General features: G+C 63.3%; 22 protein-coding genes. 14 read left to right on the forward strand and 8 right to left on the reverse strand.

The features are described 5' to 3' along the window. Positions 1-6 precede the first annotated feature (6 nt). Complete coding sequence (locus K328_RS24325; protein ID WP_051284970.1) at positions 7-1,029, reverse strand: NAD(P)H-dependent glycerol-3-phosphate dehydrogenase; 1,023 nt, start codon at positions 1,027-1,029, stop codon at positions 7-9. Next, a complete protein-coding gene (tsaD, locus tag K328_RS0115475; RefSeq protein ID WP_051284971.1) occupies positions 1,026-2,114 on the reverse strand; it encodes a tRNA (adenosine(37)-N6)-threonylcarbamoyltransferase complex transferase subunit TsaD in 1,089 nt (362 codons plus the stop codon). Before tsaD ends, K328_RS24325 begins: the two co-directional genes overlap by 4 nt. A 25-nt stretch (positions 2,115-2,139) precedes the next feature. Between tsaD and hemC the strand changes: the two genes are divergently transcribed. The 7 genes from hemC to K328_RS0115510 all read left to right on the forward strand — a co-directional run bounded on the left by hemC (position 2,140) and on the right by K328_RS0115510 (position 9,350). Further along, complete coding sequence (hemC, locus tag K328_RS0115480) at positions 2,140-3,096, forward strand: hydroxymethylbilane synthase (protein WP_028466749.1); 957 nt, start codon at positions 2,140-2,142, stop codon at positions 3,094-3,096. Beyond that, positions 3,096-3,824, forward strand: coding sequence for a uroporphyrinogen-III synthase (locus K328_RS0115485; protein ID WP_051284972.1), 729 nt, complete (start codon positions 3,096-3,098; stop codon positions 3,822-3,824). Before hemC ends, K328_RS0115485 begins: the two co-directional genes overlap by 1 nt. A 100-nt stretch (positions 3,825-3,924) precedes the next feature. Beyond that, complete coding sequence (locus K328_RS0115490) at positions 3,925-5,334, forward strand: COG4223 family protein (protein WP_028466751.1); 1,410 nt, start codon at positions 3,925-3,927, stop codon at positions 5,332-5,334. Between the two features lie 4 nt (positions 5,335-5,338). After that, a complete protein-coding gene (locus K328_RS24330; RefSeq protein WP_051284973.1) occupies positions 5,339-6,817 on the forward strand; it encodes a heme biosynthesis protein HemY in 1,479 nt (492 codons plus the stop codon). A 116-nt stretch (positions 6,818-6,933) separates the two neighbouring features. Beyond that, positions 6,934-7,722: a hypothetical protein gene (locus K328_RS0115500; protein ID WP_156901394.1), complete on the forward strand. Its 789-nt coding sequence runs from the start codon at positions 6,934-6,936 to the stop codon at positions 7,720-7,722. 94 nt (positions 7,723-7,816) lie between these two features. Beyond that, positions 7,817-8,680 (forward strand): oxygen-dependent coproporphyrinogen oxidase, encoded by an 864-nt coding sequence (hemF, locus tag K328_RS0115505; protein ID WP_028466753.1) that lies wholly within the window; start codon positions 7,817-7,819, stop codon positions 8,678-8,680. 106 nt (positions 8,681-8,786) lie between these two features. After that, complete coding sequence (locus tag K328_RS0115510; RefSeq protein WP_028466754.1) at positions 8,787-9,350, forward strand: hypothetical protein; 564 nt, start codon at positions 8,787-8,789, stop codon at positions 9,348-9,350. Between the two features lie 12 nt (positions 9,351-9,362). Here the strand turns inward: K328_RS0115510 and K328_RS24335 are convergent, their stop codons facing one another. From K328_RS24335 to K328_RS0115530, 4 genes are read right to left on the reverse strand one after another with little or no spacing between them, the layout of a single operon-like run. Beyond that, positions 9,363-10,133, reverse strand: a complete 771-nt coding sequence (locus K328_RS24335) for a 2-keto-4-pentenoate hydratase (RefSeq protein ID WP_051284974.1) — start codon at positions 10,131-10,133, stop codon at positions 9,363-9,365. Between the two features lie 2 nt (positions 10,134-10,135). Continuing rightward, positions 10,136-11,344, reverse strand: coding sequence for a CCA tRNA nucleotidyltransferase (locus tag K328_RS0115520; RefSeq protein WP_028466755.1), 1,209 nt, complete (start codon positions 11,342-11,344; stop codon positions 10,136-10,138). Between the two features lie 9 nt (positions 11,345-11,353). After that, a complete protein-coding gene (locus K328_RS0115525; protein WP_036554571.1) occupies positions 11,354-11,974 on the reverse strand; it encodes a CoA pyrophosphatase in 621 nt (206 codons plus the stop codon). Continuing rightward, the gene (locus K328_RS0115530; protein WP_245577569.1) at positions 11,974-12,561 is read right to left on the reverse strand and encodes a DUF1285 domain-containing protein; all 588 of its coding nucleotides are present in this window, start codon (positions 12,559-12,561) and stop codon (positions 11,974-11,976) included. The genes K328_RS0115525 and K328_RS0115530 overlap by 1 nt, the downstream gene beginning before the upstream one ends. An 85-nt stretch (positions 12,562-12,646) precedes the next feature. Between K328_RS0115530 and K328_RS0115535 the strand changes: the two genes are divergently transcribed. Genes K328_RS0115535 through K328_RS26715 form a run of 5 tightly spaced genes read left to right on the forward strand, consistent with a single transcriptional unit; the run spans position 12,647 to position 19,873 of the window. Continuing rightward, entirely contained in the window at positions 12,647-13,657 is a 1,011-nt protein-coding gene (locus K328_RS0115535; RefSeq protein ID WP_028466758.1) for an AAA family ATPase, read from the forward strand. Between the two features lie 14 nt (positions 13,658-13,671). Further along, positions 13,672-14,529 (forward strand): DUF58 domain-containing protein, encoded by an 858-nt coding sequence (locus K328_RS0115540; RefSeq protein WP_036554573.1) that lies wholly within the window; start codon positions 13,672-13,674, stop codon positions 14,527-14,529. Positions 14,530-14,539: 10 nt separating this feature from the next. Further along, the gene (locus K328_RS0115545; protein ID WP_028466760.1) at positions 14,540-17,314 is read left to right on the forward strand and encodes a DUF4159 domain-containing protein; all 2,775 of its coding nucleotides are present in this window, start codon (positions 14,540-14,542) and stop codon (positions 17,312-17,314) included. Continuing rightward, a complete protein-coding gene (locus K328_RS0115550) occupies positions 17,311-19,410 on the forward strand; it encodes a membrane protein (RefSeq protein ID WP_028466761.1) in 2,100 nt (699 codons plus the stop codon). The genes K328_RS0115545 and K328_RS0115550 overlap by 4 nt, the downstream gene beginning before the upstream one ends. 7 nt (positions 19,411-19,417) lie before the next feature. Then, entirely contained in the window at positions 19,418-19,873 is a 456-nt protein-coding gene (locus tag K328_RS26715; protein ID WP_156901396.1) for a hypothetical protein, read from the forward strand. A gap of 262 nt (positions 19,874-20,135) precedes the next feature. Here the strand turns inward: K328_RS26715 and K328_RS0115560 are convergent, their stop codons facing one another. Continuing rightward, the gene (locus K328_RS0115560; RefSeq protein ID WP_205620684.1) at positions 20,136-20,876 is read right to left on the reverse strand and encodes a cytochrome b; all 741 of its coding nucleotides are present in this window, start codon (positions 20,874-20,876) and stop codon (positions 20,136-20,138) included. 87 nt (positions 20,877-20,963) lie between these two features. Here K328_RS0115560 and asnB point away from each other — a divergent pair, with 87 nt between their 5' ends. Continuing rightward, the gene (gene asnB / locus K328_RS0115565) at positions 20,964-22,487 is read left to right on the forward strand and encodes an asparagine synthase (glutamine-hydrolyzing) (protein ID WP_028466763.1); all 1,524 of its coding nucleotides are present in this window, start codon (positions 20,964-20,966) and stop codon (positions 22,485-22,487) included. Next, a complete protein-coding gene (locus K328_RS0115570; RefSeq protein WP_028466764.1) occupies positions 22,484-23,257 on the forward strand; it encodes a hypothetical protein in 774 nt (257 codons plus the stop codon). The genes asnB and K328_RS0115570 overlap by 4 nt, the downstream gene beginning before the upstream one ends. 16 nt (positions 23,258-23,273) lie before the next feature. Here K328_RS0115570 and K328_RS0115575 read toward each other — a convergent pair whose 3' ends face one another. Next, positions 23,274-24,038 (reverse strand): class II aldolase and adducin N-terminal domain-containing protein, encoded by a 765-nt coding sequence (locus K328_RS0115575; RefSeq protein ID WP_028466765.1) that lies wholly within the window; start codon positions 24,036-24,038, stop codon positions 23,274-23,276. Between the last annotated feature and the right edge of the window lie 157 nt (positions 24,039-24,195).

Here is a 24,195-nt window from a genome sequence, read left to right on the forward strand (position 1 = left end):
TCTCCTTCACTCAGATGGCTTGGACGCCGATGCGCCCGGCATTTCCCAGCCGGTCGGCCGGGACAGAAGTTCATGCACTACCGTGCCGAGATCGATGCCGCGGTTCAAGACTGCATCCACACCTTCGGCAATCGGCATCTCGACTGAAAGGGCGCGTGCCCGGCGGATCAGCGCGGCGGCGGTATGAACGCCCTCCACGACGGACTGGCTGGAGCCGAGAATATCCTCCAGCCGTTCACCCATGCCAAGACGCCTGCCGAGCGAGAAATTGCGGGAACTGGTGCTGGAACAGCTCAGCATCACATCGCCGAGGCCGGACAACCCCATCAGGGTTTCGGTCCTGCCGCCAAGGGCGACCGCGAACCGGGTGGCTTCCGCCAGACCCCGGGTGATCAGGGCGGCGCGGGCATTCTCGCCCATGCCCATGCCGCTGACGATTCCTGCGGCGATGGCCAGCACGTTCTTCACCGCACCGCCGACTTCGGTGCCGGCAACGTCGGTGGAGGCATAGAGCCGGAAGGTATCGGTGCCGAGCGCTTCCACCAGCTTCAAGGCCAGGTCGCGGTCTGCTGCCGCCAGCGTCACGGCTGTCGGCTTTCCTGCGGCGGTCTCGCTCGCGAAACTCGGGCCGGAGAGCATGACGGCCGGATTATCGGGCAGGAGCTCCTGCAGCACTGCGCTCATTGTCTTGTCGGTGGAAAGCTCAATCCCCTTGGCGGCGGAGATAAGCGGGACACCGGCCGGAATGTCGAAGCTGGCAAGGGCCCCGCGCATATGCTGTGCCGGGATTACCAGCAGTATCGCACCGGCGCCTGTAACGGCTTCGGCCGGGTCGCTGGTCACCATTAGAGCGGGTGGCAAGGCGATGCCTGGAAGATACTTCGTGTTTTCGCGGGTCCGGGACATGGCTTCTGCATGATCCGGGCGGCGGGTCCAGAGAACGGTTTTTCGCCCTGCGCGCTGGGCGGCGAGGGCCAAAGCCGTGCCCCAGGCACCGGCGCCGAGCACTGCGATAGTGTCGATACTCATGCTTTCACTCCCGCACCGATTGCCTTTGGAGCGCCGGGATCGAGAGGCCAGCGCGGACGCGGCGCGAAGCTCAGCGGATCGCTTTCCCCGGCCTGCAGGCGTTCGACACCGGCCCAGGCCACCATGGCGGCATTGTCGGTGCAGAGTGCGATCGGCGGGGCGGTAAAACTCATTCCGGACTTTTCGGCAAGCTCCGACAGCGCCAGCCGAAGCCGCTGGTTCGCGGCAACCCCGCCGGCAACGACGAGAGCATGGCCGGTGCCATGCTCCTCGCTGAACGCGCGGATGGCATTGCGGCAGCGGTTTACCAGGCTGCCCGCGACGGCTTCCTGGAAGGCGGCGGCAATGTCCGCGATATCCTGCTCCGTCGGCGCGTCGAGAGCTTCGACTTTCTGCCGCACGGCGGTTTTCAGACCGGAGAAGGAAAAGTCGCAGCCGGGCTTGCCGACCATCGGGCGGGGCAGATCGAAGCGCTCCGGATGGCCGGTCGTTGCGGCTTTCTCAAGCGCCGGGCCACCGGGGTAGCCCATGCCGAGCAGCTTCGCGGTCTTGTCGAAGGCTTCACCGACAGCATCGTCGATGGTGGTGCCGAGCCGGCGATACCGGCCCAGGCCCTCGACCGCGATGAGCTGGCAATGACCGCCGGAGACCAGCAGCAGCAGATAGGGAAAGGCGACCTTGTCCGTCAGTCGCGCGGTCAGCGCATGCGCTTCCAGATGGTTTACCGCGAGATAGGGGATGCCGCGCGCCATGGCGATGGCCTTGGCGGTCATGGTGCCAACCAGCACACCGCCTATCAGGCCAGGTCCGCCTGTTGCCGCAACCGCGTCGAGATCGTTGAAACCGAGACTGGCTTCGTCCAGCGCGTGGGCGATGACAGGCTGCAGGTGGTCGAGATGGGCGCGGGCGGCGATCTCCGGCACGACGCCGCCGAACGGCGCATGATCTTCGATCTGACTGAAGACGACATTGGCGTGCACAACCCCCGCACCATCGACAATCGCCGCGGCGGTCTCGTCACAACTGGTCTCTATCCCGAGAACGATCGGGGTTCCAGACAGGGCTGTTTGCTCTTCCAATGCCATGCGCTCCGGTCTACACAGTCGGCCCATGGAACACCAGTCGAAAGCAGCCCCCCTGATCCGTCTTGGCACCCGTGGCTCCAAGCTGGCTTTGGCGCAGGCCTACGAGACCAAGCGTCGTCTCGGCGAAGCCCACGCGGCGCTGGCGCCGGATGATGCCGTCGAGATCGTGGTCATCAAGACCACCGGGGACAAGGTGCAGGACCGTGCGCTGGCCGAGATCGGCGGCAAGGGTCTGTTCATGAAAGAGATCGAAGCGGCCCTGATCGAGCGCCGTATCGATATCGCGGTGCATTCCCTGAAGGATGTGGAAACCTTCCTGACGGACGGCACGGAGCTGGCAGCGATTCTCCCTCGCGAGGATCCACGCGATGCATTGATCTCCCGTGTGGCCAGCAGTATCGAGGATCTGCCCAAAGGCGCGGTCATTGGCACTGCATCTGTGCGCCGGGCGGCGCAGCTCCTGAACAAGCGACCCGACTTCAAGATCATCCTCTATCGCGGCAACCTGCAGACCCGCTTGCGCAAGCTCGACGAAGGCGTTTGCGACGCCACCATGCTCGCCATCGCGGGGCTCAGTCGCCTCGGCCTGGCGGACAAGGCGACCCGCGTGCTGGAGCCGGAGGAATTGCTCCCGGCAGTGTCGCAGGGCGCCATCGGCGTCCAGTGCCGCTCCAGCAGGGAAAATGGTGACAAGTGTATCCTGGACTGGGTGCGGGGCATCAATGATCGGGACAGCGATATCCGGGTGACAGCAGAGCGGGCCATGCTGGCGCGGCTCGACGGTTCTTGCCGGACGCCGATTGCCGGGCTCGCGGAATTGCTGCCGGGCGGAAAGCTGCGGTTGCGTGGCCAGCTTGCGGTGCTCGACGGCAGTGCACTGTTTTCGGCTGAGGAAGTTGGCAGCGTGGACGATCCTGCCGCGCTTGGTCTGGCTGTTGGCGAGGCGCTGATTGCGCAGGCCGGGCCGGACTACAAGGTCTAGTGGCGGTGCGCGTCCTCATTACCAGGGCGATTGAGGACGGTTTGGCGTTGCAGGCGGAACTCCTGGGCCACGAAGTCTCCTCGGTTCTCGCCCCGATGCTCTCCATCGAATTCTTTAATCCGGTCGAAGAACCGGATGAGCCGGTGCAGGCCTATCTGGTTACCAGCCGGAACGGTGCCGAAGCGCTGGCGCGGTATACGGAGAGTCGGGACAAACCGGTTCTGGCGGTGGGCGCGGCGACGGCGGAGCGACTGGCGTATCTCGGGTTCGAGTCTGTTGAAAGCGCGGATGGCGATGCTGCCGATCTTGCGGCGCTTGCCCGAAGCCGGCTTGATCCTGCCGCCGGACCGTTGATTTTCCTGAGCGCTGAAATTGTCGCCGGCGATGTAGAGGGCGCATTGTCTGCGGATGGTTTCGACCTGCGGCGAATCATCGCTTATCGAGGCGTTCCCGAGCGGATTCTGGCCCGCGATGTCGAGGCTCAGATACGCGCCGGGGAAATTCAGGGCGTGCTGTTTTTCTCGCCGCGGGCGGGACGAACCTTCATCTCTCTTGTCGAACAGGCCGGGCTCGCGTCATTCTGCGACGAGATGACGGCATATTGCCTCAGCGACGCTGTTGCGGATGCCGTCTCTACAATGCCATGGGCGGCCGTCCGCATCGCGGCAAAGCCGACCAAAGGGGATTTACTCGCCCTGCTTGCGGCCCCATGTCACAAAGATGCCTAAAAAATATTTGCTGAATCTTCGGCGCCTTGGTGCTTCGATGGTGAAGGGCTGAAATCTGAAGCGGTGCGCTGCGTGCCGCTGAGTTTGGAAGATCTGACGTATGACCGATCCGAAAAGCCAGACCGGCGAGAAGAATGCCGGTGAGACCAATGTTGCGGACGCAACCGTTATTGACGTTGAGCCGACGCGGGTCTCCGAAGATGCCGCGGATGGCGCTGCGAAAAAGTCGGGCCTTTCCTTGCGCACCAAGCTGATCGGGTTCCTGATCCTGCTGGTGATCATTGCCGGCGGTGTGGCTGCAGCGCTCTATCCGCTCTGGCGGGACAGGGCGGATGCATTGGTGAGCCAGAGCGGTCTGCCGCTCGCCCTCCCGGAAGTGCCGGACAATGAATTTTATGGAACGGTCGATGATGTCATCGCTTTCTTTCAGGGCGAGACCTCCGACGCTGCACCCGATGAAAACACGGGAACGGTGGCTGTTTCGCCTGCCCCTGAAGCGGCACCTGAGCCGGTTGTCGATCCACTGACGGTTCTGGCGACCCGTCTGGATGGTCTGGAAACCAAATTAGGCACTCTCGCGGAAACCGCACAGGCGGCGCAGTCCGCGGCCGAAAGCGCTGCCGAGACCTCTGCGGCGATCGCGGCCAGTCCACAGCCCGATGAAGAGGTGGTGACTGCTCTCGCCGCACGGCTGGAGCGTCTGGAGCAACGGCTGGACGGGCTGGAGGCGCGGCCGCTTGCCGCCGCTGCCGAAGGAGGCTCGGAGGCCGCTGCGGTCAACGAGGCCTTGCTCAATCTGATAGGCTCTCTCCGGGAACGGATTGTTTCCCTGGAAGCACGCGAGACTGTTGCTCCGTCGGATCTTGAAACGGTGACAAGCCGGATCGAGACAGCGGAAAGCGGCGCGGGTGCGCGTATTGCCGGGCTGGAAGCGGATCTGGAGACGGTTCGTCAACTTGCCGAGAAGCGGGCGCCGCAGCGTGAACGCGCAGGCCTGCTGCTGCTCGCGGTCGGACAACTCGAAGCGGCGACGTCGACTTCCGGCAGCTTCGCGCCGCAACTCGCATCGGTGAAGGATCTGGTCATCGGAGAGCCCGCCGAGACGGTGGAGGCTCTCTCTGTGCTTGAGGGACATGGTGGCGGCGTTGAATCCGTGACCTCGCTCAGCCAGCGGTTCAACGATCTCGCCAAGGCGGTCAGTCAGGCGAAGCTGGCGGGAAGCGATGAGGGGCTGGTCGGGAAAACCTTGAATACGGTTGCCTCGTTGGTGACCATCAGGCGGACCGATGTGGCCGAAGGACCCGGCGTCGATGCAATCCTGGTGCGGGCCGAGAGTGCGGTCAAAGCCGGGGATATCGCCGGTGCCGTTGCCGCACTTGAAGAGCTTTCCGGCGCTCCGGCGGAACGGGCGTCTGCCTGGGTCGCGGCGGCGAAGGCGCGTGTTGCTGTCGATCAGGCGGTTGCCCGCCTGCGCGGTGCCGCGCTCGCGTCCGTTGCGGAAGCGGGGTAAGACCATGTTGAAATTCTGTTTCGGCCTCATCATCCTGGTCGGCGCGATCACCTTCGCGGCCATTCAGCTTGCGGACAACCCGGGCCAGATCTCTATCGACTGGCTCGGCTACCATATCGATACCTATTTCGGCGTTGCCTTGCTGGCGATGCTGGCGTGCCTTTGGCTGCTGCTTGTCGTCTACCGACTGTTCCGGGGTATCGTCGGCTTGCCTGGCGGGTTTTTCGACCGCCGCGCGGAGCGACGCCGGGATGAGGGTGTGAACGCACTCAGCCTCGGTATGGCGGCGATTGCGGCCGGAGATGCCGAAGAGGCGCGCAAGCAGGCCAAGCGGGCGGAGAAACTTCTCAATGATCCGTCGAAGACCCGGCTGCTTTCCGCCCAGGCGGCGGCACTCGGCGGTGATAGCGAGGCTGCGGGCCGTTATTTCGATGCGTTGACCGAAAGCCCGGAAACCCGGTTTGTCGGTCTGGTCGGCAAACTGCGTCAGGCGCTCGACGCGGGCGATCGGGACGAAGCCCTTACGCTTGCGCTCCGTGCGCGCGATTTGCGGCCGGATTCGGGGTTTGTCGCCCGCACCCTGTTCACGCTGGAGACCGGGGCGGAAGACTGGGATGGCGCGCAGAAGACCCTGTTCGATGCTGTCCGGCGGGACCTGATTCCGGAAGGCGAGGCGAAACGCTACCGGATGGCCATCGACATGGAACGCGCCCGGCTGAAGCAGGAAGCCGGCGATCTCGGTGGCGCGGCGGACTTCGCGTTGCGGGCGCTAGCGGTGGAACCGGCTTTCCCGCCGGCGGTGAAGGTCGCGGTCGAGGCTGAGCAGGTCAAGGGGCGGGACAAGAAAGCCCAGCGCCTTTTGGAAGATGCCTGGTCGGCAGCGCCGCATCCGACGTTTGCAAAACTTTATGCCGGTCTCTGGCCGGATGACGATCCTGCCCAGCGTCTGAAACGCATCCAGAAATTGACCGACCGGCAGGCTGACGGTCTGGCCGGGCGATTGGCTGTCGCCGAGGCGGCGATCGCGGCAGAACTCTGGGGTGTGGCCCGCGCGGCGCTGGAAGCGATCCCGGATGCGGAGCGTAGCGCCAGCGTGTTTCGATTGCTCGCCTATATGGCGCAGGCGGAACGCGGAGATGCGGCGCAGGCCCGGGGATTTCTGGAGCGTGCGAGCAATGCGCCGGCTGACCCTGCCTGGACGTGCTCCGATTGCGGCGCAACCTCTGGAAGCTGGACGGTCTCGTGCGGCAATTGCGGTCACTTCGCAACCCTGACCTGGAAACAGCCGCCGCGGGTCTCGGCCCTCGTTGTCCTGCCGGAATCCGATATCGTACCGGCGCCGGTGCTGATTGAAACGACGGCACCGGCGGAGGCTCCGGCACCGGCCGAGGCGGTCGTTGGGGAGAATGTTGCGTCAGGGCGCCCGGATGAACCATCCGGTGACGAGCCGAACCCGGAAGATGTGGTACGTCGTCTCGCGTGACTCTTACTGCACTATGAGTTAACCTGAAGGTTGATTTTAGGGTATAGTCGAGACGACTTACCGTTATGAGGGGCAGGAAGCCCCGGATGCCCGAGGCCCAGAATGGAGCCTGTACGATGACAAGCGTTTCCAGTCTGTCGAGCTTGACCAAATTGCAGGTCGCCCAGCCGCGTGTTGTCGGCCAGGAAGCGACGAGCAAGAGTTCAGCCTCGTCTTCTTCATCACCGACATACCGGACTGCCGAGACAGGAAATAACCTTTTCTCGGCGTCTATCTCCGACGGAGACCGCACCACGGCGGGCCTGCAGGAACTGCTTGGCGGCGAGCTTGAGAAGCTGTTCGGTGCTCTCGATCGGAAGAACGACCCGGATGGTTCCGTTTCACGCGCCCTCGACAGTCTGAAGGATTTGCTCGGCAAAGCCGGCGAGGATTCGTCTGTCTCCGGTTTTCAGATCCGGATTTCCAGTGTCAGCCAGCAATTGCGTACTGACGATGGCGGGGGGGATGTGTTTTCCAGCGTCTCTCAGCTTTCCATCGAAGTCGGGCTGGTGCGTGACGGCAAGGTTGCCGCCGAGGATGTGGAATTGCTGTCCTTCGAAGGCAAGAAGCTTCCCCTGACCGACACGCAGAAGCAGACCGGTATCATTACCGGACGGTTTGTCCTCGACGATCCGGCGACGTCTAGCAAGGCACAGGAAACGGCTGCCGATCAGGCCCTGGAACGCCTGAAACTGGTCAGCGATGCGCTCGCGGCATTCCGGCGCGGCGATCTCGGCCCGTTGCAGAATATCGAAAGCCTGTTCCGTGGCGGTACGCTGGATGCGGAAAGCGTCCGGGCATTGTCCAGTGCCAAGGATGTGACGAAGAGCGCGGTCTTTCCGGGTAGTGGTATTCTCGACGTCTGAGTCACCCTGCCTCTCGACAGGACTTCCGGCTTCCGGCTAAACCGGGGCGCAGCCCTTGACGGGCGGCATCGTCGGTTCAGCATCGGATAGGCCAATGTATATCTCCACCGAAGAACAAAAGGACGCCGCGCGCGCCTGGTTCGAAAATCTGCGCAACCAGATCTGCGCGGCTTTCGAGCGTATGGAGGATGATTACGAAGGTCATCTTAAAGATCGGCCCGCCGGCCGCTTCAAGCGCAAGAGCTGGGAACGTGAAGGCGGTGGTGGCGGTGTCATGTCCGTCATGGAAGGCCGGGTTTTCGAGAAAGTCGGTGTCAATATCTCGACCGTGCACGGCACGTTCTCCGAAGAATTCCGCAAGTCGATTCCCGGAGCCGACGAGGATCCGCGCTTCTGGGCGGCGGGTATTTCGCTGGTCGCGCATATGCAGTCGCCGAAGGTTCCGGCGGTGCATATGAACACCCGGCACATCACCACGACAAAATCCTGGTTCGGCGGCGGTGCCGACCTGACGCCGATGGTGCCGGAGCAGGTGGACACAGACGCCTTCCATGCCGGTTTCAAGGCTGCCTGCGACAAGCACGATCCGGCCTATTATCCGAAGTTCAAGGACTGGTGCGACGAGTACTTCTTCCTGAAGCACCGGGACGAGCCGCGCGGCGTCGGCGGGATTTTCTATGACTATCTGGACAGCAATTTCGAGAAAGATTTCGCCTTCACCCGCGATATCGGCGCGGCGTTCCTTGAGACGTATCCGGCGATTGCCCGGCGGCGGATGAATGAGGACTGGACGGAAGAGGAGCGCCACCATCAGCTGGTGCGGCGTGGACGCTATGTCGAGTTCAACCTGATCCATGACCGGGGCACGCTTTTCGGCCTGAAAACCGGCGGAAATGTCGAGGCTATCCTGATGAGTATGCCTCCGATGGTTATCTGGCCGGCACCCGGAGACGACTAGACACCAAGTGATACTCCTATTTCAGTTGGACTCATTTTGCGGATGAATTAACCTTCCGTTAAGACCCGGTGCGGGGGCGCCGGGGTGGTTGAGGCCTTGCTGATTAATGTCCATTTCTGGTGCGTTAAATCTGACGGTGACCAGCGCGCTCGAGAGAGCTGTCGGCAATTCCCGGTCCGGATCGGACAGTTCGGCTGCCGATATCCGTGAAACTTCATCAGCCGATGAAGCTCTCGTGACAACCGTGACTCCCGGAGAGATAGAAAACCGGGAAGAGTCAGGGCAAAGCCCGGCGCCTTTGGCGCCGCGTCCGCTTGTCGATCCCGCAAATCTTTCACAGGCGCAAGAAGCGGCTGAAGAGACGGACACAGAGATCGAGGATGATGGAACTCTGACGATTTCAGCCCGTCTGGTCCCGGTGGGGGATGAGGATTCGACGGAGAGTATTGCCCTGGATGGCCGCCCCGAGGCGGTGAAGGCTGGCGAGCTGATTAGCGAAGCACAGCGATTGACGGGCGAGCCGCTGGAAGTCCCGGATTACAGCATTGATCCTGCGGAGCAGGATTTACAGGTGTTCAACGAGCGAATCAGCCGGTCGACCCAGGTGCTCGAATTCCTGAACAGCCGTCCGGCTCCGCGCTCAGGGGGCGGTGTCAGCATTATCGCCTGACGAACCTCCCCTCTATCCGAACCGCATGTCCGCCTGCCCGAGCCCGGGAAATTCGATCCGTGCCGTGGTGCCTGCCTTGGCGAAGTGGACCCCGTTCCACGACCCGGTTGTGATCACATCACCGGCTTTCAAACCCCGTCCTTTAAGAGAGCCTGTCCGGCCGGGCGCATGATTGGCGAGCCATGCCATCAGGGTGAAGGGATCGCCGCCGCCAAACGTTCCGGTATCCTCGAAAGCGACATTATCGTCGAACAGCAACCGGACGGGCTGGGTGGAGAAGTCGAGCGCCTCAGGGACCGGCATTTCGGTGCCGAGCACCAGAGAGTCATTCGCCTGGAAATCCATCAGCGCCCAGAGCGGATCGGTTTTCGGCCAGTCCAGCAGGCGGGATTCGACGATCTCGATGGCGACAATCATGCTCGACACGGCCGCCTTGATATCGTCGGGGCTGTAGGCTGCCTCACGTTTGGGCAAATCCTGGCCGAGCCGGAAGGCTATCTCTGCTTCCACACCGAAATTCCGGTGGGCGTCCGAGGCGAGCACCTGTCCCGAGGAATAGAGTTTGGAGGCGGCTATCGGCGCTGACGTCGGTTCTGTACCAGGGCTGCCGCCGACTTTCCAGGCGCCGACTTTCCGGTCGAGGAGGTCGAACGTGGCATCCTGAATGGCAAAGGCATCGTCGCGTGTCTGCGGCGCTTCGGCAGCGGGTATATCCGCGATTGGTGTGCCGGTCCCGAAAGCCTCGAATAGCCGTTGGGCCGTGGCGCTCACTCTGTCAGACATTGTTACTCCTTGCCTGCAATGCGGTGGACCTCAGCGAGGCATTCCTCGTGTCCGGGACTGAAATCCCGCTCGATCCACCAGGTTTCGATTTTCCGCAAAAAGTCTCCGACGCCGGGTCCGGCGGCAATCCCCATTTTCACGAGATCGGCACCGCGTAACGGCAGGTCGGGTTTGGGCCAGTCTTGTGACCGGGCGATGAGGTCCTGGGCGCGTTCCTGCTCGAGATCGCCGTTTGCATAAGCAAGCCGGACGAGATCTTCAAACAGTGCGTTGCCGTGGATATAGATCTGCCGGCGCATCGCGGGGGCATCCGGCATTTCCTCGAGGTTGCGGCCCGAAAGGCGGGTGAACCGGGTCGCATCCGCGTTCGAGAACCGCATCCGCGCCGACGCACGGAAAGCCTGTCCGGGCACTTCCGGCGCGAATGCCGCGAGGCGCAGAATGGGGTCGGCGACTGCCGGCTCGAACGCGATTAACCGGGTGAGAGCCGTCGGATCGTAAGGGCCGGGAAGGTAGCTTTGCAGTATCCCGGCTGATTCCATAACCTCCAGCACGGAAACCGGATCGGGCGCGGCCAGAAGTTTCAGAAACTCGGCGCCGATCCGCTCGCCTGAAAGGGTCTCGATCAGTCCGGCATGGTCCGCACAGGCCTTGAGCCCGACTGGATCGATACCGTCCTTGCCGAAATGGGCATGAAACCGGAAGAAACGGAGAATGCGGAGCACGTCTTCCTGGATGCGAGTCGCCGGATCGCCGACGAACCGGACCCGGCCGCTCAGCGCATCGCCGTGCCCGCCGAAAGGGTCTTCGAGGGTGCCATCCGGACGGAGGAACATGGCGTTCATGGTGAAGTCTCGCCGGGCGGCGTCTTCCTTCCAGTCTTCGGTGAAGGCGACGATCGCGCGCCGCCCGTCAGTCTCGACGTCGAGGCGAAGCGTGGTGATCTCGAAATGCTCGTGATTGATGACCGCCGTCACCGTGCCATGCTGCAGGCCGGTCGGCACAACCCTGATGCCAGCACCTTTCAGAAGCTCGGTCGCTTTATCGGGTGTGTGGCGGGTTGCGATATCAATATCCGCGATCGGCAGGTCCAGCACGGCACTGCGCACGCAGCCGCCAACGAAGCGGGCCATGTCGCCGTCCCGGTTCAGGACATCCATCACAGCCCGTGTCTCGGGGCTCGTCATCCAGGGCAGCGGAGAAATGCGCATCAGAGGGACTCAGGCATCGACGCGGGGGAGTAGAACGTCGACGAAGTTTACCAGCATTCCGGCGGTCGCGCCCCAGATGTAATAGTCACCATAGGGTATGGCGTAGAAGCTGCGGATCTGGTTGTTCCATTCCCGGCTATGCCGCTCGTGATTTCCGCGGTCCAGAAAGAAGGCGAGAGGGACCTCGAAGATTTCCTGCACCTCCATCGGATCGGCCCGTGTGTCGAAGGGCGGGGTGAGCAGACCGACCACCGGCGTAATTGCGAAGCCGGTACGCGTACTGTAGAGATCGAGTTGGCCGACGATATCGATGTGGCGCCGGTGGATGCCGACTTCCTCTTCCGTCTCGCGCAGGGCGGTGTCGACAGGCCCATCGTCATAGGACTCGGCACGGCCACCCGGAAAGCTGACCTGTCCCGGATGGACCGGCAAATCCTCGGAGCGCTTGGTCAGCAGCATGGTGAGGCCCTCGTCGCGCTCCACAATCGGAATCAGCACGGCGGCCGGCCGGCTCTGGACCTGTGGCGTCATGCCGGGATTGAGGTCGTGATCGCCGCGGCCCTTCTTGGTGTCTTGTGGGGCAAGCCCTTCAAACGCCATCCGTAGCCGGCTGCTGTCGAAATTATGCATCAGAGGGTGCCGAGTTCATGAAATACGCCGTCGCTCCAGAGTCCGAGAGTGGTTTTACCGTCACGCTCAAGGCTCACTGCCTGATCCACCAGATCGTAGAACACCGGACGCAGGATCAGGGCATCCAAACCATTTCCTGTATCGATATAGGGTCGCGGCTCCCCGGTTTCAGCATCGGTAACCACTCGAATGCGATGTTTGGCATCGGCGGTCACAATGCGGTCAAGGTTTGTTCGGAGCATAAGTCTCGGAGATGTCATTTCCGCTGACCAAACATCGTCGTACCATGCTTCGACGATTGTAAAGGGAGCGTCGTCGACCGTGATCTTGCCACGTTCGACCGGCGTTCTGAGAGAGTAGCCGCCATCTTCGTCGCGGTGCAGGATGGTTGCGAAGAGCTTTACCAGGGCCTGGCGGGTGAACGGTGCGCCCTGGTGGTACCATGTGCCGTCAACGGCGATACGAATGCCGTAATGGCCCATATCGATCTGTTTGCGTTGTTCGCGCTTGCCTGTTGCAGCAGCTGCGATACGCTCTAACTGATCTGGTGTGGGGGAGACATCGGAAGGCGCGTTCGATGCGGTCATCGGTTGCTGGCTGCTTCTATGGGTTCTTCATTATGCGCCGCCGCTTGCCGGCGGAGCTCATGATTAAGAAGGAAGTATAGAGTCCATGACCAATTCCTCCACTCTCGATCATCGGCTTGAAACCGACACAGTTGAAAAAATCGATGCACTCGGCGCGCGCATGGCCAAGGCCAGGGCGCAAATCGAAGCGGTGATCTTCGGTCAGCGCGCGGTTATCGACGAGACGCTGACCACCGTTCTCGCTGGGGGGCACGCCCTGTTGATCGGGGTTCCGGGGCTCGCAAAAACGCGGCTTGTTGAAACCCTTGGCACCGTTCTTGGGCTTGATGACAAACGCATTCAATGTACGCCCGACCTGATGCCCGCCGATATCGTCGGCGCGGAAATTCTTGAAGAATCGGACGACGGAAAGCGGCATTTCCGCTTCGTGAAGGGGCCTGTCTTTGCGCAGATCCTGATGGCGGACGAAATCAACCGTGCCAGCCCCCGGACCCAGTCTGCCCTGCTGCAAGCCATGCAGGAACGCACGGTCTCCGTCGGCGGCCACACCTACGATCTGCCGGCGCCTTTCATGGTGCTGGCGACCCAGAATCCGCTGGAGCAGGAAGGCACCTATCCACTTCCGGAAGCCCAGCTTGACCGGTTCCTGATGCAGATCGATGTCGGCTATCCGGACCGGGATGCGGAGCGCCGCATGCTGCTGGCCACGACCGGCAGCGAAGAGTCGAAGGTCGAACCGGTGCTGAACGCGGCGGAACTGATCGACGCGCAGAAACTCCTACGGCAGATCCCGGTCGGCGAAACCGTACTTGAGGCCATCCTTGAAATCGTGCGGTCCGGCCGGCTGGAAACCACCGAGGTGGACGAGGTGAAGCGGCATGTGGCCTGGGGCCCCGGCCCGCGCGCCAGCCAGGCGCTGATGCTGGCGGTTCGGGCGCGTGCCATCCTGGACGGCCGCCTGTCTCCGTCGGTCGAGGATGTGCTTGATCTGGCGCCGCCGGTGCTGCGGCATCGTATGGCTCTGAACTTTGCCGCACGCGCGGAAGGTGTCTCGCTCGACGATATCATCCAGCGCCTGTTGGCTCCGTACCGCTGAGCCGGGGCGCCCCGATGCGTCATCATGCCGAAGAACTCGCCGGAAAATTCCCGCCGCTTCTGGTCGCGGCGGAGCGGGTTGCTGCGACTGTTTCCCAAGGTATGCACGGCCGCCGGCGCGTCGGCATGGGAGAAGCCTTTTGGCAGTTCCGGCCCTATCAGGTGACAGACTCGGTCCGCCGGATCGACTGGCGCCGCACGGCGCGGACCGATGAGGTCTATGTCCGGGAGACAGAATGGGAAGCGTCGCAGAGCGTCTGGCTTTGGCGCGATTCCTCACCTTCTATGCGATTTTCCTCGGACCGGACCCTGCCTGAAAAAGCGGTGCGGACCGATCTTCTCACGCTTGCTCTCGGCGCCCTCCTGGTCGAGGCCGGGGAGCGTATCGCCCTGCTGGGCGAAGGCATACCGCCGCGCGGCGGCAGGAGCGGTCTGAACCTCTTCGCAAACACTCTGGAAAATGCACGAGACAGTGCCGCGAGCCTTCCTGCCCTTGAAAGCCTGCCACGCCATGCCGTCATGGTTCTGGTGTCCGACTTCATGGAACCCGCGGCGGACTATGCCGGGATCATCGGGCATTACGCCGCGGCCGGTGTCTCCGGTTTCCTGCTACAGGTGACCGATCCGGCCGAAGAGGCTTTTCCGTTCCAGGGCCGAATTCGCTTCGAAGGCACCGAGGCCGAGGCATCGCATTTGCTGCGGCGCGCGGACCGGGTGCGGGACGCCTATATCGAGAAACTGGCGAAGCACCGGGCGCAGCTGAAGGATGTTTGCCGGAGCGCGGGCTGGTCCTTTGCCCAGCACGTCACGACGGAGCCGCCTGAATCCGCCCTGCTCAAGCTCTATACCGCGTTGACGCGGCAGGACGGGTGAGGGCACGGCGATGCTGACACTCGGCCCTCTGGCATTCGCCTCCCCCTGGATCCTTGCCGGGTTGATTGCCTTGCCTGCGATCTGGCTGCTGATCCGGATAACGCCCCCGGCTCCGCGCACCATCGCTTTCCCCGCTATCCGCCTGCTCTACGGATTGCAATCGCCGGAGGAAACGCCGGATCGCACGCCCTGGTGGCTGTTGCTGTTGCGTCTGCTGTTCGCGGCGCTGGTCGTGCTGGCACTGGCGAAACCGCTGATCGGGGCCCGTCAGGAGCTGGCCGGCGCCGGGCCGGTGGTGATTGTTGTGGACAATGGCTGGGCGTCCGCGCCGGGCTGGACGGACCGCAAGGCGGCGGCGATGGATCTTGTCGAACGGGTGGAGCGGGCCGGGCGGGCCGTGGCGATTTTCCCGACCGCGGTCTCGGATTCCGCCGCTATCGAGCGCGGCGGTTTGATGGCGCCGGACGACGCACGCACTTTCGTCAACGGTTTGGCGCCGCAGCCCTGGCCGACAGCGCCTGCGGTCGCGGCGGAACGGATAGCGGAAGCGCCATTGGGAGCACTGGCTGCCGCCTCCGCCTTCTGGCTGGCGGACGGGATCGAAGAGCCGGAGGACCGGTTACTGGCGGCGCGGCTGGCCGGTTTTGGCAGCCTGACTGTCTATGAAGGCGGCGAAAATCCGCTGGCCCTGACCGCGCGCGTCGGTGAGCGTAATGCCCTGACCGCAAGGCTGACCCGGCTGACCGCCGGCGCGGAAGAGATCGTGAATGTTCGCGCGGTGGCGACCGATGGTCGGGTGTTGACCCGGGCAATGGCGACTTTCGCGGAAGGCGAGCCCGCTGCCGAAACCATCGTCGAACTCCCGCTGGAATTGCGCAACGAGTTGGCCCGCCTTGAACTCGAGGATCGTCCAGGAGCTGCCTCGGTCGCTTTGCTGGATGAGAGTTTCCGGCGCCGCCCGGTGGGGTTGGTGGCCGGGTCCGGCTTTCAGGAGTCTCAGCCCCTGCTGGAGGAGATGTTTTATCTCGACCGGGCACTGGCGCCGTTCAGCGAGGTCAGCCGGGGCACGCTGGAGGATCTGATGAAGCGCGATATTTCTGTCATCGCGCTGCCGGATACCGGACTGCTGCCGTCCGGGGAAAAGGCTCTGCTGAACGACTGGGTTGCCGATGGTGGAACGCTGATCCGGTTTGCCGGGCCACGGCTGGCCGGTGCCAGTCTGGAAAATCGCGGACTTGGCGAATCCGAATTGCTGCCGGTGCGTTTGCGCGGCGGGGACCGCTCGCTTGGCGGCGTTCTGTCCTGGGATTCCCCGGCTGCCCTCGCCCCCTTCGAAGGGGAGACACCGTTCGCGGACCTGCCGGACTATGAGAATGTGCTGATCTACAAGCAGGTCCTGGCCGAGCCGTCCATCGAGCTGGCCGACCGGACCTGGGCCAGCCTGGGCGACGGCACGCCGATCGTGACCGCCATGACGCGCGGAGACGGGCGTATCGTGCTGTTCCACACCACGGCCAACACGGACTGGAGCGATCTGTCCATCTCCGGCGCCTTTGTCGAAATGCTCCGCCGCATTGTCGCGGTCAGTGCCGGGGTCGGCGAGGCGGCGGGCGGCGGGACCGTGCCGGCGGTGGAAACCCTGAACGGCTTCGGCCAGCTTGGCGCACCGCAAGCCAGTACCCGGGCCCTGGAACTGGGCGGGGATGCGGCACCGGTGATCGGGCCGGACCACCCGCCCGGCTATTACGGCAGCGAGCTATCCCGCACAGCCTTCAATCTCGGTCCGATGGCGGCGGGTATGGCGCCGCTCGCGACGATACCCGAAGGCAGCCGGACTGCGCATTACGGTGGCGGGGACGAACTCGACCTCGCACCGTGGGGATTGACCGCCGCCGCCCTGCTGCTGGTGGTCGATTTCATCATCACCCTGATCATGCGCGGACTTGTGCGAGGTGTCGGCAATGCACGCTCCGGGGTACCAGCGGCTGTTATTCTGCTTGCCGGGTTGTTGTCCTTGGTGCCGCTGAACGGCGCCGGCGCGCAGACAGCGAGCACGATGAGCGAGCAGGATCGCTGGATCATGCGCGCCGCGCTCAATACGCGGCTCGCCTATGTCATTACCGGAGACCGGGCGGTCGACGAGGTCAGCCGCTCCGGGCTTAGCAGTCTCAGCGAAATCCTGAACCGCCGCACGGCGGTGGAGCCGCTGGAGCCGCTGGCCGTCGATGTCGAGGTGGACGAGCTGTCGCTGTTCCCGCTGCTCTACTGGCCGATCACAAATGCGCAGACCGACCTGACGCCGAGCGGGGAAGCGCGCCTCAACCTCTATATGCGCAATGGCGGGACGATCTTTTTCGACACGCGGGATCGGATCGATGCCGCCCCCGGGAGTGCCGGGCCGGGTCTGCAGAGGCTGCGCTCCCTCACTCGCAATCTGGATATTCCCGCCCTCGCGCCGGTGCCGGAAAACCATGTGCTGACCAAGACCTTCTATCTGCTCGATACCTTCCCGGGCCGCTATGAGGGTGGCAGGCTTTATGTCGAGCTGGGTGAGGGGAGCAGCGAGAGCGAAGTCTCCCCGGTGATCATCGGCAGCCACGACTGGGCCGGTGCCTGGGCGAAATCCGAAGACGGTTTCTACCGCTTCCCGGTGGTGCCGGGCGGCGAGTTGCAACGGGAGATGGCCTTCCGCTCCGGCGTCAATCTGGTGATGTACATGCTGACCGGTAACTACAAGGCGGATCAGGTGCATGTCCCGGCCATCCTTGAAAGGCTGGGCCAATGATCGGCGCGGCAGTAGGGCTCGATTTCTCGCCGATGGTCCCCTGGTGGGTGATCGGTACGCTGGCGGCGGTCGGCTTCGCACTGGTGATCTATACGGCATCAATGCGCGGACGAGGTGCAGTCTGGCGCAGTCTGGCGCTTCTGGTGCTGCTGGCCGCGCTCGCCAATCCCTATCTGATCGCCGAGGACCGGGACCCGCGCGACGATGTCGCCGTTCTGTTGCTGGACGAAAGCACCAGCCAGTCTATCGACGGCAGGGCGGAACGGGCGGCTGAAATTACCGAAGACCTGAAGCGGCAGCTCGGCGGCCTCGACGATCTTGAGCTGCGTACCGTCGCCGTCGGCGGCGGTAGTGGCCGGGCGGCGAGCGGCAGGGATGGGACAAGGCTTTTCACCGCCCTGCGCGACGTGCTGGACGATGTGCCGCAAGGCCGGCTTGCCGGTGTCATCGCGGTGACGGACGGGCAAAGCCATGACCGGATGGAGGAGCTCGGCGGACGGGAGCTTGGCGCGCCGCTGCATGTCATTCTGACCGGCCGCAAGGGCGAGCGGGACAGGCGCCTTGTCATTGAGCATGTGCCCTCCTTCGGCGTGGTCGGGCGGACGGTGACCGCCAAGATCCGGATCGAGGATGCGGACGAGACGGCGGCGGTTCCCTTCAGCATGTCGATCGACGGCGTGCCCCGGCCGGACGCGGTGATCCGCGCCAACCAGGTGGTGGAGATCGAGATTCCCATCGAGCATGGCGGCGAGACCATCATCGAGATGATGGCGGGGCCGGGGCCGGACGAGCTGACCGAGAAGAACAACCGCGCGGTGCTGGCCATCAATGGCGTGCGCGACCGGTTGCGGGTGCTGCTGGTCTCCGGCGCCCCCCATGCGGGCGAGCGCACCTGGCGCGATTTGCTGAAGGCAGACCCGTCCGTCGATCTGGTGCATTTCACCATTCTGCGGCCGCCGGAAAAGCAGGACGGCACGCCGGTGCGCGAGCTGTCCCTGATCGCCTTTCCGGTGCGGGAGCTGTTCGAGCTGAAGCTGGACGAGTTCGATCTGATCATCTTCGACCAGTATCAGCGCCGGGGCGTGCTGCCGCGCAGCTACCTGCGCAACATCGTCGAGTTCGTACGTAATGGCGGTGCCTTCCTGGAAGCCAGCGGCCCGCCCTTCGCCTCCCGTCTGTCGCTGGCCAACACGCCGCTCGGCGAGGTGCTGCCGGCCATGCCGACCGGCGACATTGTCGAGCAACCGTTCCGTCCCGCCACGACGCCCGACGGCCATCGCCACCCGGTGACGGCGGACCTGCCGGGCGGCCCGGAACTCGATGCGGACGGGGCCGAGACTGTCGCACCGACATGGGGCCGCTGGTTCCGGCAGATCGAGGCAGATGTGTTGCGCGGTGTCGTGCTCATGGAGGGCGCAGAAGGCCGCCCGCTGCTGATCCTCGATCGGTTCGGCGAAGGCCGCGTCGCCCATCTGCTGACCGACCAGATGTGGCTCTGGACCCGCGGTTTCGACGGCGGCGGCCCGCAGGCCGAAATCCTTCGGCGCACCGCCCATTGGCTGATGCGCGAGCCCGATCTGGAAGAGAACGATCTGCGCGTCCGGGTAAAAGGCGACCGGATCGACGTCACCCGCCGTTCCCTCGACGGTGAGCTGCCCGATGTCACCATGACCCTGCCGGACGGCACCGAGCTGACCCTGCCGCTGAGCCGTACCGGCCCCGGCCGGGGCCAGGCCAGCTTCACCACGGACCAGGTCGGCCTGCATGCCTTCACCGATGGCACCCTCAGCAAACTCGCCGCCGTCGGCGCCCTCAACCCGGTCGAATTCTCCGACGTCCGCACCACCGATGAATGGCTTGGCCCGCTGGCGCAACAGACCGGCGGCTCGGTCACCTGGGGCGCCGAGGAAGACTCCCCATCCCTCCGCCGCGTCCGCGCCGGCCGCGCCACATCAGGCCGCGACTGGGCCGGGCTGGTACGGAACGAGGATTACATCGTGACCGGCGTCCAGACCGTCCCTCTGCTGCCGGGCGTGTTGGTGCTGCTGCTGGTGATCGGCGGGATCATCATGGCGTGGAGACGGGAAGCGGGGTGAGCGGATCGTGCCGATATTATTTAATTCTATACTCGAGAATATAGGGATCGACCCTCAAGATATTCGATTGCTGAGGCATCATGGCGGAATATCGGAAATAGGAAAATCGCCGCTCTCTCTCTGGAAGGAGGACCGCAATAAATTTATACATTATCAGGAGACGCAGGCACAAAACTCCAGCCCAAATTATTGGGCTTCGTTTGCTGCTACCCCTGATGGGGGCACTTTGTTTCTTGGGATTTATACCGTTCAATTTCTCGGGATTCTTCAAGAATCGAGAGTTAACATAATTGATGGTGGCTATCTTGAGGCTGGTTCCTCAGATTTGTATGAAAACGAACATGACCGACGTCTTGCGGATCTCGAAGGGCGCCATTTTATCGATTGGGGAAAAGGTGTCCGTGCTTGGGTTCAGAAAGCTGAGAATCAAAATAAGCTCGTGACCGAGTTATTACCTTCGTGAGAATTACGGAGACGGACTACTTAGTTCGCTCCTACTCATCAACGTTCGTAATCGTATCCGGCCCTCAATGTCGTCATCCCGGCCAGAGAGCCGGGACCCAGATGATCGTAGGGATGAGCTCGTCTTCCCTGGGTCCCTGCGTGCGCAGGGATGACGGGTATGGGAGGGCGGGGAATGCTGGCGTTGGAAGAAGTGCTGATGCCGCTGGATGTTTTCCGAATTCGCGTCTGCGTAGACTCAGCTCTCGATATTCAGGGCCGCTTCACCCAAACAAACTCATCCGCCGCATCACCCCGTCTCGTTTGATCAGCCAGTGCCGCAGCGCGCCGGCGATATGCAGGCCGAGCAGCAGCATGACGGCCAAAGCTGTCAGCCCGTGCAGCGTGAAGAGTATCTCCGACAGGGCCTTGTCCTTGCCAATCAGGCCCGGGAGTGTCCAGTTGAAGAACTCGACGGGAAAGCCGCCGGCCGCGGTGGCGAGCCAGCCGAAGACCGGCAGGGCGATCAGCGCCAGATAGAGCAGGTGCTGCACGGCTGTTGAGAGAATCCGCTCCTGCGGTGTCAGGCTTTCCAGCTTCGGCGGGGCGCCGAGACGCAAACGCAGGACGACGCGGAGGATCATCAGGCCGAGAACCAGAACGCCCGCGGTCTTGTGATACTTGTAGAGCGCGTTCGTAACGGCCCCGCCGAACGTGTCCTGCAATCCGCTGAAACCGAAGACAAAGAAGAGGATGCCGGCGGCAAGTGCCAGCGCGACCAGGCCGGCGATCCCCCAGTGGAGCACTCTTTGGGGGAGGGAGTAGCGATCTTCCTGCATGAGGCGCTCCTTGCTGGGGCGAGGCGTACCGCAATCAAAACGGGCGCGGCGCTCGTCGCCCTGGCTGTCTTCACTGATCCTGATCTCATAGGTGATGCCCTTGAAAATCAAGGAAATTGAAGGCGGGACGGCATTCAAAAGCCGCCATCCCCGTTGTAGCCACGGACTTGAGAACGCCTCTTCCATCCTCGGCGCACTGCTCTAAGCTTGTCGGTAGCGTGACGCACCGTATCTGCCGCACGCATACGAGCCCGAAGAGAAGGAGCAATTCCCATGTGTGGTTTCGTCTGTCTCTGGAATGCCGGAGACGAATCCCTCGCCAACCGAATGATCGCCAAGATCGCGCACCGGGGGCCGGACGCCGTCGAGGTGGCGCGCCTGCCCGGGACGCAAACCGTGATGGCGCATTGCCGGCTATCGATCATCGGACCTGAGGACGGACGGCAGCCGATCCACCAGACGGACGATCTGCTGGTGGCGAACGGTGAGATCTACAATCATCAGGACCTGCGCGCGATCCTTGGCGAGAGCGCCTTCCTGACGGCGAGCGACAGCGAGACCATCCTGCATCTTTTCCGCTCCGGCGAGGCGCGCTGGATCAGCCGGCTGGACGGCATGTTCGCCTTCGTGCTGGCAACCCGTGACCGGATCATCGCGGCGCGCGATCCGCTCGGCATCAAGCCGCTCTATGTTGCCCGTCTGGGTGATGGCTATGCCTTTGCGTCCGAGCTGAAGGCCTTCGACGGCGTTGATGTCGAGAATATCGAGGCGATCCCGCCGGGCACGCTCTATGACAGCCGGGATGGCTGGCGGCAATGGTACCGCACACCGCAGGGCGCGGCGGAGGCAGAACCGGATCTGGATGTCGGCCGGACAGCGCGGGAGCTTCGGCTGGTGCTGGAGGAAGCGGTCGCCAAATGGATGGTCGCGGATGTCGAGGTCGGCTCCTTCCTCTCCGGTGGGCTGGACAGCTCGATTATCGCCGCCATCGGCCAGAAGGTCCGGCGCGATGCCGGCAAGGGACCGTTGAAGACCTTCTCCGTCGGCACGGCGGGCTCGCCCGATCTGCTGGCGGCGCGAGCCGTCGCGGATCATATTGGCTCCGATCACCGGGAATATGTTTTCACGGCCGAGGATGTGGCGGAAGCCTTGCCGCACGTGATCTATCATCTGGAAAGCGCTGACGTGGATCTTGTGCGCAGCGCCATTCCGACCCTGTTCGCCGCCCGGCTGGCCCGGCGCGACGTGAAAGCGGTGCTGACCGGCGAGGGGGCTGACGAGTTGTTCGCCGGCTATACCTATCATCACGCCTATGTCGATCAGCCCCGGGCGCTGGCGGACGAGCTGACGCGGACGCTCGGCACGATGCATAATATCAATCTGCAGCGGGTCGACCGGGCAACCATGGCCGAAAGCCTCGAGGCCCGGACGCCGTTCCTCGACCGGGGTCTGATCGATTTCGCACAATCCATCCCGGCAGCCCTGAAGCTTTGCCGGACCGACCCGGCCGCTCTTGAGTCGACCGGTGCCACCACGGAGAAATGGATCCTGCGCAAGAGTTGCGACGATCTGCTGCCGGCGGATCTTGTCTGGCGCAAGAAGGCGCAGTTCGACGAAGGCTCAGGCACGGTCGCTGCCCTCGATGGAGCGCTGCGCGGCTTGATCGGCAAGAAGGGCGCCGTCACCCGGGCGGAGGAGGGATTGCTTTACGAGAAGATCCTGCGCGGCCAGTTCGAGAACCCGGACCGGATCATCGAGAACGCCGGAACCTGGTCGGCAGACCGGGTTGCCGTATGATTTCTGTCGGACCGACATTCAGATGCCCTGGCCTGATCGCCGCGATCGGTCTGTTCCTGTTCATGGCTGCGTCGATCCAGCAGCCCCCCTCCTCTGAGCCTTCTGAAGACGCGAGCGAAATCGCGATTACCCGCTTGCGGGAGGCTCTGACCTTTCTCGTGCTGCCTCCGCGCGAGAAGATTCTGCATCGGGAGGAAAACCCGGTTCCGACATGGCTGCCTGAGCGCGGATGGCGTGGCCTCTATGCGGATTATGGGATCACGCCGGCGTTTCTTGAGACCGTTACCGGAGAGACGGTGTTCCTAACCGGCCCGCATGGCGCGGCAATGGACTTCAAGAGCACGCGGGACTTTGGCCGGTACAACCCAGACTTCCTGCTCCGCCTGATCGCGCTTGCCGAAACGTTGAGCGGCAACAGCACGGCCCGGGCGCTGGCGCGGGATTTCTATGCTGCGCGCCTCACGGGCATGGCCGCAGCCTATGGTAAAGCCAAGGCCATTGTCGATGCGCCGGAGAATGCGCAGACGATCCGCGAGGTGATCGCCGAATACGAATACCGGATAGAGGCGGGCACGCTGGAGCCGGGCGGGTTCGGCAACTTTCCCTACGATGCGCAGCTTGAACTGCTACACGCTGCCGGTGAAACGGATGCCGATTTTTATGAGCTGGTCACTGCTGTCGGCTTCTGGATCCGCCGCCGCATGGACGGCAGCGAGCCGTTGTTCCATGAGCTGATGCTGAAATCCTTCGTGATCGTTTCCGTGGATTGATGCGGACTGTTACCGCTCAGGTCGCGTAGTTCGAGCCTTCCTCGTCGAGGATCGCCTTCAGCTCGTCGAGATGCTGCTGCGCCTGTCCCGGATAATCGTCCAGCTCCTGCGCTGTTTTCTCTGCGATCTCGTCCGGGATCACCCGCAGTTCCATGCCAGTCTGCAGGGCACGGATATAGGTCTCTGCCGCACGCTCGAAATAATACAGCCGGTTGAAGGTATCCCCGACGCTGTCGCCGATCACCAGAATACCGTGATTGCCCATCACCATGACCTTGACCTTCGGGTCGGTCAGCATGCTGGCGCAGCGCTCGCCCTCTTCCTCGAAAGCCAGCCCGCCATAGTCGTTGTCGATCACCATGCGGTTGTAGAAGGTGGCGCAGTTCTGGTCGATCGGGGGCAGGCGGCTGTCCTTCAGGCTGGCCAGCACGGTGGCGTGGATCGAATGCACATGCATGACGCAGCGGGCGTGCGGACAATGCCGATGGACCGAGCCGTGTAGGCCCCAGGCGGTCGGATCCGGTGCGCCGGGACGGCTCAGCACGTCGGGGGCGTTCGCATCCAGCTCCAGCAGGTCCGAGGCTTTGATGCGGGAGAAATGCATCTGGTTCGGGTTCATCAGGAACTGCGTGCCGTCGTCGTTTGTCGCCAGCGAGAAATGGTTCGCCACCGCCTCGTGCATGTCGAGCCGCGCGGTCCAGCGGAAAGCGGCGGCAAGATCCACGCGCTCCGGCCAGTAGCCGAGATTGCTTTTCGGGGTAAGGGCGACGGGCGAGGACATGGCGGGCTCCGCAAGGTGTGGTCTTGTTCCGGGCGCAGACTGACGTCCCGGCAGCATCTTCGCTACTGCAAAAATGCGGAAGCTGCGATTAGCGCTGCTTATCTGATTTCCAAAATCGTCATCCCGTTGAAAAACGGGACCCAGGGGAAGGCGAGTG

Origin of the sequence: Nisaea denitrificans DSM 18348, from assembly GCF_000426505.1 — a bacterium.
GTDB lineage: Bacteria > Pseudomonadota > Alphaproteobacteria > Thalassobaculales > Thalassobaculaceae > Nisaea > Nisaea denitrificans.